16 protein-coding genes, 1 tRNA gene and 2 pseudogenes are annotated in these 16,759 nt (G+C 63.1%); 9 read left to right on the top strand and 10 right to left on the bottom strand.

Going from position 1 to position 16,759, the window contains the following annotated elements:
* Window positions 1-9 precede the first annotated feature (9 nt).
* Window positions 10-750, top strand: a complete 741-nt coding sequence (locus tag SK803_RS40850) for an inositol monophosphatase family protein (protein ID WP_319971576.1) — start codon at window positions 10-12, stop codon at window positions 748-750.
* Window positions 747-1,430 carry an SDR family NAD(P)-dependent oxidoreductase gene (locus SK803_RS40845; protein ID WP_319971575.1) on the top strand — a complete coding sequence of 228 codons (684 nt, stop codon included), beginning with the start codon at window positions 747-749 and terminating at the stop codon, window positions 1,428-1,430. Before SK803_RS40850 ends, SK803_RS40845 begins: the two co-directional genes overlap by 4 nt.
* A gap of 71 nt (window positions 1,431-1,501) precedes the next feature.
* Here SK803_RS40845 and SK803_RS40840 read toward each other — a convergent pair whose 3' ends face one another.
* The gene (locus SK803_RS40840; protein WP_319971574.1) at window positions 1,502-2,605 is read right to left on the bottom strand and encodes an MrcB family domain-containing protein; all 1,104 of its coding nucleotides are present in this window, start codon (window positions 2,603-2,605) and stop codon (window positions 1,502-1,504) included.
* 439 nt (window positions 2,606-3,044) lie between these two features.
* Here SK803_RS40840 and SK803_RS40835 point away from each other — a divergent pair, with 439 nt between their 5' ends.
* Window positions 3,045-3,704 (top strand): DUF2637 domain-containing protein, encoded by a 660-nt coding sequence (locus SK803_RS40835; protein ID WP_319971573.1) that lies wholly within the window; start codon window positions 3,045-3,047, stop codon window positions 3,702-3,704.
* Between the two features lie 128 nt (window positions 3,705-3,832).
* On the top strand, window positions 3,833-4,975 hold the full coding sequence (gene tcmP, locus SK803_RS40830) for a three-Cys-motif partner protein TcmP (RefSeq protein ID WP_319971572.1): 1,143 nt from the start codon (window positions 3,833-3,835) through the stop codon (window positions 4,973-4,975).
* A 2-nt stretch (window positions 4,976-4,977) separates the two neighbouring features.
* Here the strand turns inward: tcmP and SK803_RS40825 are convergent, their stop codons facing one another.
* The 8 genes from SK803_RS40825 to SK803_RS40790 form a co-directional block, all read right to left on the bottom strand.
* Window positions 4,978-5,727 (bottom strand): DUF5131 family protein, encoded by a 750-nt coding sequence (locus SK803_RS40825; protein ID WP_319971571.1) that lies wholly within the window; start codon window positions 5,725-5,727, stop codon window positions 4,978-4,980.
* On the bottom strand, window positions 5,720-5,929 hold the full coding sequence (locus SK803_RS40820; RefSeq protein ID WP_319971570.1) for a hypothetical protein: 210 nt from the start codon (window positions 5,927-5,929) through the stop codon (window positions 5,720-5,722). Before SK803_RS40820 ends, SK803_RS40825 begins: the two co-directional genes overlap by 8 nt.
* Window positions 5,930-6,117: 188 nt before the next feature.
* Window positions 6,118-7,206 (bottom strand): hypothetical protein, encoded by a 1,089-nt coding sequence (locus tag SK803_RS40815; RefSeq protein WP_319971569.1) that lies wholly within the window; start codon window positions 7,204-7,206, stop codon window positions 6,118-6,120.
* 247 nt (window positions 7,207-7,453) lie between these two features.
* Window positions 7,454-7,930, bottom strand: coding sequence for a hypothetical protein (locus tag SK803_RS40810; RefSeq protein ID WP_319971568.1), 477 nt, complete (start codon window positions 7,928-7,930; stop codon window positions 7,454-7,456).
* A gap of 11 nt (window positions 7,931-7,941) precedes the next feature.
* Entirely contained in the window at window positions 7,942-8,379 is a 438-nt protein-coding gene (locus SK803_RS40805; protein ID WP_319971567.1) for a hypothetical protein, read from the bottom strand.
* Between the two features lie 70 nt (window positions 8,380-8,449).
* Window positions 8,450-9,256 (bottom strand): TIGR04255 family protein, encoded by an 807-nt coding sequence (locus SK803_RS40800; protein ID WP_319971566.1) that lies wholly within the window; start codon window positions 9,254-9,256, stop codon window positions 8,450-8,452.
* A gap of 340 nt (window positions 9,257-9,596) precedes the next feature.
* A complete protein-coding gene (locus SK803_RS40795; protein ID WP_319971565.1) occupies window positions 9,597-9,791 on the bottom strand; it encodes a DUF397 domain-containing protein in 195 nt (64 codons plus the stop codon).
* The gene (locus SK803_RS40790) at window positions 9,778-10,656 is read right to left on the bottom strand and encodes a helix-turn-helix domain-containing protein (protein WP_319971564.1); all 879 of its coding nucleotides are present in this window, start codon (window positions 10,654-10,656) and stop codon (window positions 9,778-9,780) included. Before SK803_RS40790 ends, SK803_RS40795 begins: the two co-directional genes overlap by 14 nt.
* 870 nt (window positions 10,657-11,526) lie before the next feature.
* On the opposite strand from SK803_RS40790, the gene SK803_RS40785 reads away from it, so the two are divergent.
* The 5 genes and pseudogenes from SK803_RS40785 to SK803_RS46680 all read left to right on the top strand — a co-directional run.
* A complete protein-coding gene (locus SK803_RS40785; RefSeq protein WP_319971563.1) occupies window positions 11,527-12,471 on the top strand; it encodes a Scr1 family TA system antitoxin-like transcriptional regulator in 945 nt (314 codons plus the stop codon).
* Window positions 12,472-12,473: 2 nt separating this feature from the next.
* Window positions 12,474-13,322 (top strand): helix-turn-helix domain-containing protein, encoded by an 849-nt coding sequence (locus SK803_RS40780; RefSeq protein WP_319971562.1) that lies wholly within the window; start codon window positions 12,474-12,476, stop codon window positions 13,320-13,322.
* Window positions 13,323-13,429: 107 nt separating this feature from the next.
* Window positions 13,430-14,578: pseudogene (locus SK803_RS40775) on the top strand (replication-relaxation family protein).
* A 47-nt stretch (window positions 14,579-14,625) separates the two neighbouring features.
* On the top strand, window positions 14,626-14,835 hold the full coding sequence (locus tag SK803_RS40770; RefSeq protein WP_319971561.1) for a hypothetical protein: 210 nt from the start codon (window positions 14,626-14,628) through the stop codon (window positions 14,833-14,835).
* Window positions 14,835-16,070, top strand: a pseudogene (locus tag SK803_RS46680) (recombinase family protein); the annotation flags it as partial. The gene SK803_RS40770 and the pseudogene SK803_RS46680, both read left to right, overlap by 1 nt.
* A gap of 611 nt (window positions 16,071-16,681) precedes the next feature.
* Here the strand turns inward: SK803_RS46680 and SK803_RS40760 are convergent.
* Window positions 16,682-16,758, bottom strand: a tRNA-Leu gene (locus SK803_RS40760).
* Window position 16,759 lies beyond the last annotated feature (1 nt).

Raw genomic sequence — 16,759 nt, 5'->3', positions numbered from 1 at the left:
AATGGAGCCGTGACTCCTGGGGAACTCCTCGCGCTGGCCGCGCAGTCCTGCGTGGATGCGGCGAAGCTGTTGCACGACATGCCGGTCGACGTCGCGTTGAAAGGCACGTTCGACCAGGTCAGCTCCGCGGACCTGGAAGTGGAGGCGTTCCTGCGCCAAGCACTCGTGGCCGGAGCCCCCGGCTCGGCGGTGGTCGGCGAGGAGCTCGGCAGCTCCACCGCGCGGACCACCTGGTACGTCGACCCGATCGACGGCACGCGGAACTTCGTGCGCGGCATCCCGCTGTCGTGCATCTCCGTCGCGGCGGCGGTCGACGGCACGCTGGTCGCGGGCTGCGTGCTCGACCCGTTCCGCGACGAGCTGTTCACGGCGGCTCATGGTGTGCCGTTCAGCGTGCGGTCGAGCGGCCTGACGATCACTCCGGGGGCGAGCCCGCGGCCGCTCGTGCTGACCGACATCCCGTTGCCCGGCAGCCCGTACCACGGCGAGATGGCCCTGCTGGGCGAGCTCATGGACATCGCCGACGTGCGCCGCGTCTACTCCACCGCCCTGTCACTCGCCTGGGTCGCGGCGGGCCGGGCGGACGCGGCGGCGAACCTCGGCATCCACCCGTGGGACGTCGCGGCAGGCGCCGTGCTGGTCCGCGAGGCAGGCGGCGTGTTCACCGACATCGGCCACAACGGGTTCGTGGCCGGCCGAGGTGACATCGTCGACTGGCTCACCGAACGACTGGAAGGCATCGTCACGTGATCGATCTCAGCGGCAAGGTCGTGCTGGTCACCGGAACCGACGGCACCATCGGCACGGGCATCGCGGCCCGATTCGAAGCAGCGGGCGCACACGTCGTGAAGCACCGCAGCATCGCCGACGGCGACCTGCGCACCGAAGCCCAGCGCGTGGTCACCACCGCCTTCGAACAGCACGGCCGCCTCGACGCCGTCGTCAACAACGCAGGCGTCCAACCCGTCGAACCGTTGCCGGACATGACGATCGAACAGTGGCAGTCCGTTGTGGACACCAACCTGACCGCCCCGTTCGCCGTCACCCAGGCCGCGGCACGTCTCCTTCCAACCGGCGGCTCGGTCACGCACATCGCATCGATCGAAGGCTCCCAACCAGCCCCAGGCCACGCCCACTACGCCGCGTCGAAGGCCGCCTTGATCATGCACGCGCGTGCGGCGGCGCTGGAGTACGGCCCGCGCGGCATCCGCGTGAACACGGTCTCGCCAGGCCTGATCGCCCGCCCCGGCATCGAAACGCAGTGGCCGGAAGGCGTCGCGCGATGGCAGGCGGCAGCACCGTTGAGCCGGCTGGGCTCTCCGGAGGACATCGGCAACGCGTGCGTGTTCCTCGCGTCGGACCTGGCGTCGTGGATCACCGGCCACGACCTGGTGGTGGACGGCGGCGTCACGTCCCGCCCGACCTGGTGACGTGACTACTGCGCGAGACACCCGCTGGCGGCGCCGGTGACGACGCACGCCTTGCCGGTGACGATCATGAGTTACTCCGCAACGAGATACCGGTATGTCATGGGCGTCAGGTTGGGCACCACGATCTGCCACGGGTGAATCACCTGCAACTCGCCGCCCGAGGCCGATGGCCGCGTGACGGAGCGATCGAGCACGATGCGACTGACGATCAACAGCATGTTGTTCGGATGCTCACGCAGGTGAAGATCGACCTCGTTCTTCGTCAAGATGATCTCGGACCTGTCCGTCCACGCAGTGGTGGTTCCCTTTACCTCGACGAAGAGCCGCTGGTCGCCGCGACGAGCATCAAGATCGTAAGACTTCGTGGCTCCGACGTCGGTGACCGCGTACCCCTGCTCTACGAGGTAGTCCGTCGCCACCGCGACCGCTCGACGTTCGATCGCGACGCGTTCCGCCGCGTTGAGCCGAAGCCCCTGCCCCCTGCGCGCCTTTCCTGCTGACCGATCAGCCTCGACCATCGCGTCAGCGATCTCGGGAGGCACTTCGCCAGGAAGATCGATCGCCTGCTGGACAAGCGGGTAGAGCTCGCTGAGGACGGCGACGAGGAAGCTCAAGTCATCTCTGAGCACGTCGTCGGAGGGCAACTCGTGCAGCGAATACTCAAACGCCACAACATTTCCAGCCTCGTACGCCCGCCCGAGATTCGACTTGCGCGCTTCGAGCGCGATCACTTCGACCAGGTCGGGACGTGCACTCAGAGGCGTTGCCAGCACTTCTCGCGCCCACCGTGCACGGCGACGAAGCTCCGACTGAGGGCGGGAGCGGAACTCTCCGTTCTGCCACTCGGTCGCACCCTGCATCAACGAGAGATAGACGCGATCACCCTGAGCTCCGAACAGGTAGACGACGTACCAGCCGGTGGTCGCGGACGGCGAGAGGCCGACCGAATGCACTCGCACCCACGGAATCTCAGACTTGAGTCCCGTGCCATCACGCGCTTCCACACTCCAGTCATCGATCTCGACTGGTGCGGCCGACTTGAGCGCGGGCAACTGTTCCCGCAGCCAGCCCGCTACTTCGTGTCGGACCAGCCGACCACGCTCCTGCATCGCAGGCGTGTTCTCAGAGGTCCACTTGGGCTGAAGCAGGAGGACATCCCGAAGAAGCTCACGCATGGGGAACGGGCCACCACCCTCACGACGGCTCAGGGCCGACCGTTGGCACGATCAGTAACCACAAGATCGCACATAACCCATCTAGGTGTTACCCGACAGAGTGAGGCTCGCCCGCCAGGCGGCACGTGCGTAATCGCTCCAGCGATCTCGCAGCGGGTTGTGATCACCGCCATAGGCGGCGATGGGCGGCACGAACTCGGGCGCCACTTCGGCGCAGATGGCTGCGAGAAGCCGCGCACCGCAGGTGTCACCAGGAGTTACAAGATCATCCCGAAGCCGCGTCTACGCAGGTCAGAGGGTGATCCATACAGGTGAACGGTGGTGCCCCCGACACGGTGCGCCCTGCGTCCTTCCCAACTCGCACCCGACGTGAACTGCAGATATCTGCCACCGTTCCGATCACGCATCGCCGTCGACGCCGTAGCGGTGGTGGTACCCGATGAGGCGTCGGGACTGGTCGCTGCGGCTCCAGTGCGCCTGTACTGGGCTAGTCGCACTCGGCGCGGCGTACGCGTCGTATCGCCATGGCCGGGAGTTCGCGCTTCGATACGGCGCCGATGCGACAACCGCGGCGATCTGGCCACTGATCGTGGACGGGCTGCTCACCTCGGCGACGGTCGAGCTGTGGAAGAGCGGTGCCGGCTCCCGCTGGAAGGCGTGGTCGGCCTTCGGGTTCGGCATCGTGCTGTCGCTGTGCGCCAACATCGCATCGGCTCCCGAACTGACGGTGTTCGCGGTCGCGGTTGCTGCCTGCCCGCCGCTGGCCCTGCTGCTCGCGGTCGAACTGCTGAACCACTCGCTCAAGCGCCGCCGAGCCGAGATCTTGACCGAGACCAGCGACGAGACGACCGAGACAGACCCGGTGGTGCGTCTCGCCGACGGCTCGGACACGGAGGCCATCCGCGAACCAACCGCCGAAGAGCAGATGTGGGCCTACTTCCAGATCCAGCGCGCCCGTGGCCGTTGGCCGAGCGGTGCCGAACTCGACCGCGTTGCCGGGACCAACAACTACGGCCGAAAGCTGCTCCGCCGCTGGAAGGAGGAAGGCCGCGCGGAGAACGACTGCGCACCGACGATTCAGAACCACTCGAACGTGTGAGCAAGTACTCGGTGCATCGGTTGCACTTGTTGGGCGATCCCTTGCGGGATCGAACGACAGACCGACAACGTCATGTCATGGTCAAAGAGGTGGTCAGCAGCCTGTGCTCCGGGTGAAGGTGGTGCGCCATGTCGAAAGGCACGTCGTCTGGCTTGCTCGACACGCCGAAGGCGCAGTCAGTCTTCAAGCACGCCATCCTCAAGCGCTACGTGATCCCGTTTGCCGTCATGACGGCCTCGAAGATCCCCGATCGGCGGGCAGTGCTCCTGGACGGCTTCGCCGGCCGTGGACGCTACGACGACGGTCGACCCGCATCGGCGGAGCACCTGCTGATGGCTGCTGAAAAGACGAGCAGCTCGACAAACGTGGAAGTGTTCCTCGTTGAACGGAACAAGAGTGACTACGAGCTGCTTACAGCTGTCGCCGACGAGTACCGACACTGTGGCGTGAAGGCCACGACTAGACATGGGGTAGTCCAGGACCACCTTCCAGAGGTACTGGCACAGGCCTCAGAAGCGCCGCTGTTCCTGTTCCTGGATCCGTGCGGTGCGAACCTTCCGTTCGCGACGTTGACCAAGATCCTTGGCCAAGATCGCCGCAACGAGTGGCCTCGAACTGAGGCACTGCTCAACATCAGCGCTGAGCTGATCCGTCGCGCAGCCGGTGCGGTCGCCAAGGGACTCGCCGACCACGACTCAGTCCCCGTGTTGAACGCAATGTGCGGCGGAGATTGGTGGCAGGAAACCGCTCTAAGAGCACATGCGACTTCGCCGACACCCGACTGGGAGTCGGCCGCTGACGCCGTAGTGGACGAGTACACCGACCGTCTAGCTAAGGCGTGTCGGATGAAGACCGTCGTGGCGCCGGTTCGCCGTAAGACACATCACCAGCCCGTGTACTACCTGGTGTTCTTCACGAGAAAGAACCACGGGTTGTGGGTCTTCGGCGATGCAGTAGCTGAAGCGCGCCACAGGTGGCTTGAGTTCCTCGGCCCAAGCGACGAGGAGGTTGAGGGCATGCTGTTCAACATGGTCGAGAGCCAGATTGAAGCCGAGACTGAAGCGGCACTCCGCAAGATCAAGCAGAACCTGCTGGACCTTGCTACGCGAGGGTGCAGGCAGAAGCTGGTCGACCATACGGAAGCGGTGTTCGACGGCTTCTACGGAACTGCGCTAGAGAAGACAGTCCGCACGGCCATGCGTGAGCTACAGCGGGAAGGGGTCCGAGTCGACACCACCCCGAGGCAAGTCCGAGATTGGCTGATCGGCTAGACCTACAACGCAAGCGCACCAGGCATCTCATCCCAGAGACGCCCATCGAGTTCACGTCCCAGAGCCTTCGGTGTCCTTCCGCCCCACTGCTTGAAGAAGAAGGGCACGCCCGCATCCTGGCAAGCATCACGGATGCCACGTGCCCAAGCGAGCTCCATTGGGCGGTATCGAGGTCCCGATTCCCCTCCGGCAATGACCCAGTTGATTCGATCGAGGTTGATGTCATCCAGCGCACCGAGCAACGGCTCACAGGAGAGGAAGCGCACCGCAGCCGGGACCGCTCGCAGATCGTCCACACGAGACAAGACATCGGCGCTCTCGACTGACACACCCATCCACAGGTTCGTAGGCCAGTCAAGCTTGTCCGCGACCTTCTTCAAGCGTGCAGAGCGTTTGGTGAGCACCTGGTAGGTGTGACGCGGGGTCTCGGCGATCACTTGGAAGACATCGCGCACAAAGCCCAGCGGCACCTTCGCGTGGAAGAGATCGCTCATGGAGTTCACGAAGACGGTCCGCGGATTGCGCCAGCGATAGGGTTCCTGCAGCGCCTCAGGATGGATCGTCACCCCGAACCCAGGCCCAGAGGTACGTGGATCGCCGTCGTTCTGATACTTGTCGGCACCCATGGCCTTCAGCCGCTTCGCGAGCGTCAACGCGTAGCAGTTGTCGCAGCCTGGGGACACCCGGTCGCAACCGGTCGTCGGGTTCCAGGTGACTTCGGTCCACTCGATCGCGGTCCGCTGCTTAGTCATCGCGTGATGCCTTCTCCCGCTCGTCCACGTCGAGCCGCTTCTCGGCTTCACGGCCAAGACGCAGCCACTCAGTGATGCGCTCCACCGGCACTATCGCCAGAACTCCGGGGTTCCGCTCGTCTTCCAGGACATACACCTGGTCGCCTGGCTGCAACCTCACACGGTCGGTGAGCGCCTTGGGCAGCGCGATCTGGCGATTCACGCTGATCTTGATAGGCCCGTGCGGCTCCGACACATCGAAATCATACAAGTTTTCGTAGTACTTGTATTCACAAGCCGCGAGGTCCGCTGATCCGCCAGTTGCGGACGTCAACGATCGCCAGCGAGCGCGAGGAGTCGATCAAGCAGGGGCGTGCCCGGTGAAGCACACAGGCGATGGACCGTCAGGCCCTAACGCTTACCAAAGCGACGGCAGAGCTCACGAATGATCAGCAACGAGCCGAGCAAGGCCGCGAACACACCCCATCGGGGCGACCGCGCGCTGTTGGGAAGCCCAGATACGGCCGCGCGTGGCAACCGCTCTTGGCCTGGGACCGAACCAGTGGCAGGAGACGGCACAGCTACTCCGAAACGAGTCTTCACCACCTCGAACAGCATGCTCGCGAGCAAGGAACCGCCGAGCCCCAGGGCGATGCCCGCAACAGCGAGCAGGTCTTGCCTACCAGCCATTGCATCGACGTTCGTGATCCGAACCGTCGCTGCGATCGGGCTAGTTTGGTCCCAGGCAATCGAACTAGCGTTGGACAGCGGTGGAACGGCAACGTCGACGACTGCTCTGGGGAGAAGTGGGCCTACGGTCACTTTTGAACTTAACCGTCGGGGTATCAACCAAGATCCCCGAAGGGGCCCGTCACCTTCGAAGAAGCCACGATGTGCGTCCGCCACACCGGGAAGCCCACCCACACGAGGCCAAACCTGGCTATGCCGCCCGGTCTCCAGTCCCATATAGGTCGCCGGGCGCTGGATCGGCGCTCGTACGCGACCTGAGACTGAGTAGCCAGAGCCAACAAAGTCCTTGCTTCCCAGCTCGGAGACGCAAGGTGTCGCGGGAGCAATGTTGACCTCCGCAATCTGGACGGAGCCAAGGTCGATCTTCTCCTGAGAGCCTGTCAACGATCCACTTTCAAGTTCTACGAACTTGGCTGCGGCCTGATCCGGCGAAGACGTAAGCAGAGGCTGGTCCAGACGGGCTTGTCCTCCAAGCAGGAGCACCCCGTGGAACGGCTGGCTCCCACAGATAAGGAGTGAGTACTCCAGGAACGGGCGGTCTCCCGCAACGTCTGTTCCAGCCGGCCGCACCGACAGAACGACCTGCTCAGGTCCTGTTTCATCCCTCATCTGAAGAGCCGCCACCCAGCCATCGAACGGCTGCGTCTGCGGCTGCGCATTCACTAACCCGGCGGCAATGACATAGAAGAAGACAGAACCGAATCCGATGACCAGCACGAGCGTCACAGCGGTAGCCCGCAGCCACTTCATCGCGCACATGCTCCCTAGTGGTGAGCAACGAGATACTCAATCAGTCGCGCGCCGTCGACACCGCGTTACTGCTGCAGACCAGCACCGGCACGAGTGGGAGCACCCGTCTCGCCAGAGAGCGCTTCAGTGGTTCAGTCCCTTCGGCCCCCATGTCACCGTGCATGTTTTCGATTATGTCGGGCCGGTCACCGCGTTCCAGCACTCTGCAGACTTGCATGGAACGGTGCAGCCAGAGGAAATGGCAACTTTAGCCGATCAATGGCACTTCCCACGACGCAACTTTCGCAATAGCCTTCTTCGCGGCAGATGTCCTTTTACCTGAGAGGTCAAAAACGACACAATGCCAGGGTTCCGCGCCCGTAGGTGAAAATTTGATTCCCTGCGGACACGGAGAGCCGTCAAGCTTGCGGAGATTGCGAAGATCCCCAGCCTTCACTCTTATCAAGCCATAACCATCAAATCCATCGAGCAAATCTACAGGCTTCTTGTCTTTTTGAAGCAAAACGAGACCAAGACCGACAGACATGCAAGCCCCTGGGTAGCCCAGCTCGATGGCCTTCGCTTCCGGATAGTCAGAGAAGCAGTTGCCATTTATCTCCGCTTCTTCGCCTTGCGCACAGCCTTTTTTGCCGCCGATTTTGTCCCAGTCCACGCGGCGATACAAAATGGCCTCGTCCGGAACGACCTCACGGTTGTCATCACCGGGAGCGAAGGGACTAGCCATTCCGTCTCACCTCAGTAGATAGAGGATGCGCGCCACAACCACTTCTCGATAAGCTCACCCTCGTGCAGATGCCCCTCCCACTCGCGAGCAATACTACTGTCACTGTAGTAGACCCACGGAAGCTCTTGAGGGTTGAAAGTAAGCTCAACAGACGACTCGGCATTATTCCAGCTAAAAAGCAATCCACCTTCGCCTGTCAGCGATATAAGCGGCGCGCTCTGGATGGCATATCTGAACCGGGCAAGAAAATTCAAGGAAGCTACGATTGCGTTGTTCGAGAGCCTACTCGCTCCGTAGCTATCCCAGTTATCAGGACGAGTCCGCAGCTCGCTGATGCGCTCAATAGTCTCATAGAGCCACGGCCAAAGAAGGTTTGTTCCGTGCTCCCCAGGGGTCACAGGCAGGACTTCACGAGCCGAAGCGGCAGAAGTGGACTCAACTTTCCGCACCGAGCGCAACCTAGAAAATAGAGCACCAAGCGAGTTGGATAGCACGTTGGACGCCTCGAAGGCAAGAGAGCTAGCACCCATCCTGGATCCCCCACTCTCTATGCATCATCTCACTCGTTATCGCCACGAATGCTTTGTCGATCGCCGTACGCCCACTGTCCAAGAACTCCAGAATCGAGGGCAGGCCAGCCCCGTCTGGAACGCCACGGACAGTCAGGTCAAGTACATACAAGGGCCTTCCATCCCTGCCAATGGCTGGGGAAATTTTTGTGTGCAAGAGCTTTGAGCCGCCCTCATCGAGCGGCTGCTGCATTTGCAGAGCAACTTGCCCGACAGGCAGCCCAGTTAGCGGCGCCAACACAGGTTTGAAAATTTCGTCAAACTTCGCGTGAGTCTTTGCGACGTCGTGGTGGTAGATATGGTTAACATAGGTTACTTCACACTGATTGACCGAGAGCGCGGAGACCCCTTCGCCCTCAAGGTACTCAGCCAATTGCTCGTACCATTTTGCAAAACTCGCGCGGCGCTGCAACCACCGGTCGTATTCGTGCTCCGGCTTCACCTTCCGCCAGTTGCACGCGAACCAGCCAGGCTGAAGCTGCAGGACCTCGTCATCATTGTGGCTTGTCGCCCATAGACGCGCCCACGGGAAGGTTGCCCCGAAGTCGCCGTCAAGCATTCCCAACTGCGCTTGTTCAACTTCTAGTCGCGGCGAATAGGGGGGCTGCTGCTGAACGTGAGGAAACGTATCACGAAGACGTTCCTTCCAGAACGCCGACAACAACGGTCCTACTTCAGCACTGCGACTCACGAAAGAGACACCTGCAACTACCTCGACGACCGGAGGAGATGCGAAGGTGACAACATGATCATCCACCTCTCCTGCGCTCCTCCCTGATCGGTGGCCAGCCAAGCCCTCTAACACAGAGTAGCTGGGTCAGTCCATCTTCGGCAGCAGCAAATCGGAGGGCAGACGTCCCCCACATGGCCCTGTTGCCCTGCCGGTTACGGACCCGTGATCCTGACGGAACCGCTAGCCACGAAGCGAGTGGACTTCATCCATATAGCCCTGGCACCTAGGTCGGACGTCCGAGAAGACGAGCCGACGCTGTGAGCATCACTTCGTTGCACCACGACGGCTCGTCCATCCGTCATCGGCCACGACCAGGGGCATGACATCGCGATCGAAGCCGGGATCGACACGACATGTATTTACTTCAGAGTCCGAAGCCGCCGGACCTTGCGTGCGCAAGAAACATGGTCCATGTGCTCGCGCTGACCACAAACGACCCACCATCAGGATCTTTGCTGTCCCGCATCGCGGTCTCGGCCACGCCGACAGCAAGTTCAACGCAGTTGTTGTCAGGAGCGGTGTAGCTGGACTTGCGCCACGTCTTGTCAGGGTTCGTCATGTCGCTGGAGTCTCTCCTTGAAGAGTTCAGCCTGTTCGCGGATGACCTTGAGCGACTCTTCGGGCGTGAAGGCCAGCTCCTCCGCGATCTCGTTGAACGACTTGCGGAACTTCTCTACGTCAACGTCATTCTCCACCCACTTGCCGCCTCCCCTGGTCTCCAGGTAGACGACGTCGGGGAAGTCCTCGTCGTCGAAGCTCAGGATGGTCACGCCGTCGATGGCGTAAGCGCCGGCGTCCTCACCGATCACCTGGATCGTCACGTTCGGCAGGGCCGCGGCCGCCATCAGGTGGAGCAACTGCGCGTACATGGCAGCAGGTCCGCCGACTGCACGGCGCAGAGCCGCGATGTCGATCAGGAAATGAGCCTGCAGCGGAGCGTCTCCGTGTAGCCGCATCTGGCGGCTCTGCCGAGCGGCGACGGTGCGGTTGGCGGGAACCTTCGGGTTGACGAACCGGTGCGCCGCTTCGCGGAGCGCGAGCGTGTACTCCGGGACCTGCAACATGCCTGGGATCCAGACCGCTTCCACCTGCTTCAGCTGTGAGGCATCGGCTTCAGCACGGGCGTACGAGCGAGCCGCCTGGTTGTACGCGGCTGGATGTTGGACGCGCGTGCTGTCCTGTTTGGCGTCTTCCCAGTACTCGGTCGCCTTGCGCCGGCGGTCTTCGTCCGCCTCGACGAGGTCGAGGTACAGGCCGAGGTCGGCCCAGCCGAGGAGGTTCGTGCCGTTCAAGCACTTGGAGAGGTGCGCCTCGGTCTTCCGAAGCTCGCTTGCGAGGTACCCGAGGTCCTTGCCCGCGTCCTTGCGAAGCTGATCAAGCAGGCGACCCAGCTTGGACTTCCTGTACGTCTTGTCGCTCGGCACCCAGTTGCCTCCTCGCACTACGGCACGCGTGATCACCCTAACCACGTCGCAGGTCAGGACGTATTCACACGATCCGGGTATCGCATATGGGGTTAATTAACCCCTACTGCAGGCGCTGTCGACGGGATCCTTGGCCCCTTGCGGGGAGATGACCCGGACGGGCGTGTCCGGTTCAGCTAGCGCGCCACGCCCGAGGATCCCGTCGGCCCAGGTCGATCCCAACGGAGGGTTCCGGTGATGGCGCATCTTGAGGATGTCGTTCCGGTCGTCGTGAACCTGACACGGGCACAGACGGCAGTGCTCGCGCGAGCTGCTGTGGTGGTCACTTCGGCTCTGGACTGCAGGGAAGCGAACGCCGCGGAGCAAGGACTTCTCTTGTTCCGTCAGGCGGTTGCGCTCGCCTTCGTCAACGACAGGACATCGAACTCAACCGAGCAGCCGCGGCAGGTTGGGCACTCCCGCCTCCGAGCCAGTTAGCAGCCGAAGGGCGTGCAGCCATGGGCAACCTGGTCTTGTTTTCCGAACTACGCCGACGACTCGTGGAGCACTTGGACCTCGTGTCACGGATCGCCTCCGACGGCGACGGTGCGTCCGCGTTGTCGATGGCGAGGCAGGAAGTCCCGCGGTTGGTGGCCGCGCTGCGTGTGTTCGTCGACCAACACCAGCCTGACGAGAACGGCTGTTGCAGGAAGTGCCGGAGCGGACCGGTCTGGCGAAGGGTGTCCGCGCCCTGCCGCATGTTGCTCGACGTTCATCTTGCCGCCCAGGCGGCGACTGCAACGACGCGTGAACGCACGTGCTGGCAGCCGAAGACACACCGGGCATGAACGTCGGAACGGACTCACGGATCAAGAACAGGCTTGATGGCACATGGCGCTACAACTGGTCAACGGGAGAGCAAGCCTGGAGGTCCGCGCGTTGAGCCGGACTGTGCTGGGCTGGCGGACGAAGCGCGGTTGGTCTCTCACGGAGTTGGGCGATCGGGTTGGATTCTCGGCCGCGAAGCTGTCGCACCTCTGCCGGGCTGCTCAGCGCATTTCGCCGAGTGAAGTCGTGACGATCGGCGCCGTGTGCGGCGCCGCAGACGACGAGATCGAACTCTGCGTCCGTGTCGCGCAGCGGGCCATGGATCCTCAGATGTGGGATCGGATCAACGGCGATGCATGGGCACGGCTCACGTGGACACCGTGGGACGTCATCGCCGAAGCCAGCGAACTAGCGATCGTGGCGACCGACGCGCTACCTGAGCTTGTGCGCATCAGCGCGTACCACGATGCCCTTGTCGAGTCCGGCGCAGCAGTGAGCAACCTCGATCTCGATCTGCAACAAGACGCCCTGCGACGCTTGGGGTTGGGAGCGAAGGAAGCTGCCCAACCAGGAAGTCCGCGGCGGTTGAGCGTCCGGTTGATCGTGACGGAGTCAGTGCTCAACAGCGGCGCCGGCGGTTCGCGAGTGATGGCGGACCAGCTGGAGCACCTGGACGAGCTGAGCGAGCTGCCTGGGTTCGAACTCCGGATCGTTGATGGTGAAGCAGGGCCATACCTCGGCATGGGTACACCGTTCACAGTGATGCGGTTCGCTGAGAAGCGCTTTGACGATGTCGTCCTTCTTCGAACCCTGCACGGCGGCGACACCTGGCTCGAGTCCGCCGCAGAACGCGCGCCCTACGAACGCGCCCTCGTGGCAATTGGCGATGTCGTCCGGCCTGAAGAACTGTCTTCGCTCTGGCTGAACGAGGCCTCACTACGACTTCAAGATCCGTCGCGAGTCTCAGGACGGCACTTGCAGCTGGTTACCGATCAAGCGAGGAGCTAGGCATGCCGAAGAGGTTCTCCACCGCGCGTGGTCGCGAGTTTGGCGCCGGCGTACGAGCAGCCATCGCGGGCGCTGGCCTGACCTCGCGCGCAGCCGCCGAGATCGTGGACTGGGACGAGGCCAAGGTCTCGGACGTGGTGAACGGCAAGGGCGGCGCCACCCTGGTCGAGATCGCTGCATTGCTGGGTGCTTGTCGTGTCAACGCCGACGAACTGGCTCACCTGTTGGCGCTGTACCCCAAGACGGGCGTCTTGGGCTGGTGGCAGCAGCACGGTGTGTGTTCACCTATCCGGCTTCGCACGGCGGTTGAACACCTCAAGGTGGCGAAATCGCTGACTTGCTGGCACACGCACATGGTGCCGTTGTTTCTGCAGACGACCGACTACATGCGCGAGGCGCTTCTCGCTTCCGCTACGTCACCCGCAGACGAGCTAGAGGACCGGATGCAGGCCCGGCTCGCGATGCAGAAGCTGATTCGGAACGGCACGAAGTGCACCTTCTTCATCCACGAGCTGGCTCTACAGCTCAGGATCGGTGGTGTCGAGGTGCAGCTCGGACAGCTGTTGCACCTCATGTTCATGGCGAACCACCCGAACATTCGGATCCGGATCGTGCCGGTCGCGCGTGGCGCGCACGCGGGGCTGGCCGGGCCGTTCACGCTGTTGACCTTCGCGAAGTACGAATCCCTGGTATGGGTTGAGACCGAGAACTCCAGCCTTTTCGCTGAGGCGAAAGACTCAGTCGAAGGCTACGAGACTGTCGTACGTGCACTTGAGCAAGAGAGCCTGGACGAGGCCGGGTCCAAGGACTTGCTTGTCCGCCTGTGCGACGACTTGCGCACGACCGACTGATGTCGAACCGATAACTATCGAAGTCCCACTGTCCAATCAGGCCTCGAATTCCGGAGTTAAGGGGTGCACGAGCGACTACGGCTCGGCAGCTCCGGAGGGAGACAGCCATGGACAGCAGTGCGGATGGGTCAGCGCATGGCCCTGCGCATGGGGAAGCGGATGCAAGGCGTTCTGAATCCGCTACCCCATCCGCCAATGCTCGAACCCCTCGATCCGCAGGTCAACGGTGGTACCGCGGAGGCTCGGCCGAAAGCCGACTGAGGGGTGACATCAACGGAACTCGCCACATTCGTGGGCGCGGCGGCAGCCGGGCCGGGGAGCCCGATGCGTCCCTGTGGTTCCGGCTGGTCGAGCGGGATCGACGGATCCTCGCTCTGCTTCACGAGCACAAAGTCCTCACCACCAACCAGATCGCGGCGATCGAGTTCTCGTCGGTGCGGCGCGCACAGGATCGGTTGCGGCAGCTGCGCGGACTCGGCGTGGTGTTCGCGTTCCGCGACTCGTACAGCACTGGCGGCACAAGTCAGACGCGATTCGCGCTCGGTTACCGCGGTGCACGACTGATCGCGGCGCAGCGGGCAGCGAAGCCGCCGGCGCCTGGTGCGTACGCGGAACGCTTGGAGCGGTTGGGCTTGTGGCCGAAGCTGGCGCACCAGCTCGGCGTCAACGACTTCTTCTGCGGCCTGGCCGCGCATGCACGCACGCGACCAGATGCCCAACTCACACAATGGTGGCCGGAGAAGGTCTGCACGGAGTTTTTCTGGAACAAGACCACCAAACTCCGGCCAGATGCGTACGGCTGCTGGTAAGAGCATGGGCGACGGGTGCGGTTCTTCCTGGAACACGACACGGGCACCGAGCCGCTGTCCAAGGTCGTGGCCAAGCTCAGCGACTACACCAGGTTTCGCACCGACGCGTTCGGAGTTCTGCTGTTCTCCGTCCACTCCTCGCAACGCGAACGGAACCTCCGCTCGGCGCTGCGACAGCAACTCGGCTACGAGGATCCTCGCCTCCTCATCGCGACGTCGTCTCGTGATCACAACCATCCCGACGGTGCGGCAGGGCCGATCTGGGCTACTTGGTCTTCACGCGAACAGGTCAGGGAACGGCAGCGGTTGAGTGAGCTACCGCAACGCGGCCCGAACATCGCGCTGCACATGCCACTCAACGGCATTCCGTTCAGTGAGGCGGCATGGGATCCCGAGGATCACGCCATGACCCGCCAGGCCATGGGAGATGAGTGGCGATGGGAATGAACAGCGTTCCTCCGCCTCGAAAACCACCCATTGGTGACACAGAATCCTTGCGCGACAAGGATTACAGCCTGAACGAGCGGCAGTACAATCAGATGCGAAACCGCACGAAGAACTGGACCTCTTCCGGTCACGTGCGCTATGTCAGCGGCGCTGAAGGCGATCGTCTGCGCGGCGAACTGGCCGCCGTGATCAGAGACCTCCTCGACTGGGCTTCAACCCAGCGCGTCGAACAGGCCGACGATCAGGAGGCTGCCTGATGAACCAACCGCGGCTGCACGCCGTGCCGTCTGGGCCGTCCGGCCTGTCGGACTACGCGGTCTCGCCGCTCGGCATGCCGGTTGCGTTGCTGCGCAACGAAGTTCGAGTGGCGTTCCTGGGGCGGACATCCACCGACGATCAGCAGGATCCACGACAATCCATGCTGCGGCAGCTGGGGAACTGCAAGGCCGCCATCCCAGAGTCGTGGGTGATCGTCGCGCACTTCTACGACGTTGAGTCTGGCCGCATGGAGCTGGACCAACGCGGTCGCGGTGAGAACTACGAGCGCTACGACATCCCGATCGCCCGTGACGGCGGCGTCGCCGACCTGCTCGACGAGGCCACGCACAAGGGCCGCAGGTTCGATGTCGTGATCTGCGAGAGTGTCTCGCGCGTGGCTCGCCGAACGTTCGAGGGACTCTCGATCGAGCGAGAACTGGAGCGAGCCGAGGTCCCGCTGTTCGCTTCCAACGAGCCGATCACGCTGACCGGCAGCCGAGCGCAACGCATCCTGCAGCGGCGGATCAACCAGTCGGTGGCCGAGTACGAGGTCCTCAACACCCTGGAGCAGTCATGGGGTGGGTTGTGCACCCACGTGCGCGAAGGCTGGAACATCGGCAAGCCGCCGTACGGCTACAAGGCCAAGACCTATCGCCACCCCAACCCCACCAAGGCCGCGAAGGGCCAGACCAAGACGCGCCTGGAGCCCGACGGCCTCAAGGCCGAGACGGTCACTCAGATCGCGGCCTGGCGCTATCACGAGGGCCTCGGCTACGGCACGATCGCCGACCGGCTCAACGCGGACCCGGCCAAGTACCCGCCGCCGGAGCCGCCGAGCCCGGCGAGAGCGAGGGGCGCTTGGAGCAAGTCCAGCGTCGGCGACCTCCTGCGGAACCCGAAGTACACCGGCTTCCAGGTGTTCAACCGTCGCGCGACGCGGTCGAAGCGAGGCAAGGTCAACTCGCCCGTGCTGTGGGTGTGGTCGAACGAGCCGGTCCACGAGCCGCTGATTCCGAAGTGGATGTTCGACGAGCTGGCCGCGACGAGACAGGCCAAGCGAGGCTCGCGAGACAACGACGAGAAGAACGTCCATCCGATCGCCACGCGCACGTACCTGCTCCGCGGGATGGTGTTCGACGCGTGCGGCCGGCGGATGTACGGCAGCTACCGCCACGACCGCGTCTACTACATGTGCTCAGCGCGCAGTAACAACCGAGGACGGCCCGACAGGTACTCCGGGCATGCCGAGGTGGTCTACGTCCGCGAAGACGCGCTTATGGAGGCCATAACGGCCTTCTTCGCAGACCGCGTGTTCGGTCCTGAGCGCCGTGCGCTCCTCGAAGCCGATCTTGCGACGGTTGACGACCGCGCAACCCATGAACAACAAGCCGAATTGGAGCGCCTCCAACGCACGCTCGACGACATCGAGCGGCGCCAGGCGACGATCCTCCGTCAGGCCCAGGAAGGCGACGACGCGTTCAGCCGCGGACTGCGGCAGACCTACAACGAGCTGGAGGAGCAGAAGCGGGATCTCGTGACGAAGGCCACACCGTGCGACACGCCGGAGCCAAACAAACCCACCGCCGAGGATGCCGCACTCCTGGACGCGCTCCCATGCCTCGCCATGAACCTCAGCGACGCCCCTGACCTGCTGCTACGACGTCTGTTCAAGATCACTCAGCTCAGCGTCCACCTAAACGATGATCATGATCAACTTCTGGTTACTCTCCGGCTTCCCTCCGAAGCCCTTTCGGAGGTAGCGGACACGGCCGAAAGGATCGTCGAAGCCATGCCTACGCCGAGCAAAACGCCTGTTCAGGCACCAGATCCTTGTTTGGATGCAGATGGTGCCCCCGACGGGATTCGAACCCGTACTGTGATCCTTTTAAGGGACCTGCCTCTACCGATTGGGCTACGGGGGCG

It is taken from the genome of Lentzea miocenica (genome assembly GCF_033949945.1).
Lineage (GTDB): Bacteria > Actinomycetota > Actinomycetes > Mycobacteriales > Pseudonocardiaceae > Lentzea > Lentzea miocenica.
This window is presented reverse-complemented; position numbering and strand designations above follow the sequence as displayed.

Excerpts from the sequence above, each read along its gene's own strand:
- SK803_RS40810 (WP_319971568.1), bottom strand. The coding sequence starts at position 7,930 with ATGGCTAGTCCCTTCGCTCCCGGTGATGACAACCGTGAGGTCGTTCCG.
- SK803_RS40795 (WP_319971565.1), bottom strand. The coding sequence starts at position 9,791 with ATGACGAACCCTGACAAGACGTGGCGCAAGTCCAGCTACACCGCTCCT.
- SK803_RS40815 (WP_319971569.1), bottom strand. The coding sequence starts at position 7,206 with ATGAAGTGGCTGCGGGCTACCGCTGTGACGCTCGTGCTGGTCATCGGA.
- SK803_RS40840 (WP_319971574.1), bottom strand. The coding sequence starts at position 2,605 with ATGCGTGAGCTTCTTCGGGATGTCCTCCTGCTTCAGCCCAAGTGGACC.
- tcmP (WP_319971572.1), top strand. The coding sequence starts at position 3,833 with ATGTCGAAAGGCACGTCGTCTGGCTTGCTCGACACGCCGAAGGCGCAG.
- SK803_RS40785 (WP_319971563.1), top strand. The coding sequence starts at position 11,527 with ATGGCGCTACAACTGGTCAACGGGAGAGCAAGCCTGGAGGTCCGCGCG.
- SK803_RS40835 (WP_319971573.1), top strand. The coding sequence starts at position 3,045 with ATGAGGCGTCGGGACTGGTCGCTGCGGCTCCAGTGCGCCTGTACTGGG.
- SK803_RS40780 (WP_319971562.1), top strand. The coding sequence starts at position 12,474 with ATGCCGAAGAGGTTCTCCACCGCGCGTGGTCGCGAGTTTGGCGCCGGC.
- SK803_RS40825 (WP_319971571.1), bottom strand. The coding sequence starts at position 5,727 with ATGACTAAGCAGCGGACCGCGATCGAGTGGACCGAAGTCACCTGGAAC.